This window comes from Halomonas sp. AOP27-A1-41 (assembly GCF_052378605.1).
In the GTDB taxonomy this organism is placed as follows: domain Bacteria; phylum Pseudomonadota; class Gammaproteobacteria; order Pseudomonadales; family Halomonadaceae; genus Vreelandella; species Vreelandella citrativorans.
In genome coordinates this window covers 1-339 of sequence record NZ_JBQSXT010000073.1, presented here as the reverse complement: position 1 = coordinate 339, position 339 = coordinate 1, and the positions used below count along the sequence as shown (strand labels likewise).

Here is a 339-nt window from a genome sequence, read left to right as displayed (position 1 = left end):
CACCGCGGCCTTTTTTGTGATGGCCAGCTCTTCATTTGCCTCGGCTAATTGGCGCTTCAATCGGGCGTTTTCTTCTGCTAACGACCGCTCCCGTTCAGATGTGTCTTGCTGAAGCTGAGCTTTAGAGCGCCATTGATAGAGCTGACTGGCGTGTATTCCCAGTTCACGAGCCGCTGCGGCAACGCCTATGCGATCAGCGAGTGCTAACGCTTCTTGACGGTAGGCATCTGAGTAACGGGTATAAGATTTTTTCTTCATCGATGTCGTCGATCTTGCCATGGTTCACCTCATCGTAGCGCATTACATTCTAGAGGTGTCCACAGTTACTGGGCAGGATCA

1 protein-coding gene is annotated in these 339 nt (G+C 51.6%); it reads right to left on the bottom strand.

Annotation, left to right across the window (positions count from 1 at the left end):
• The coding region (locus tag ACT3TC_RS17155) for a transposase (RefSeq protein ID WP_444641165.1) at positions 1-279 on the bottom strand (279 nt) is incomplete at its 3' end.
• Between the last annotated feature and the right edge of the window lie 60 nt (positions 280-339).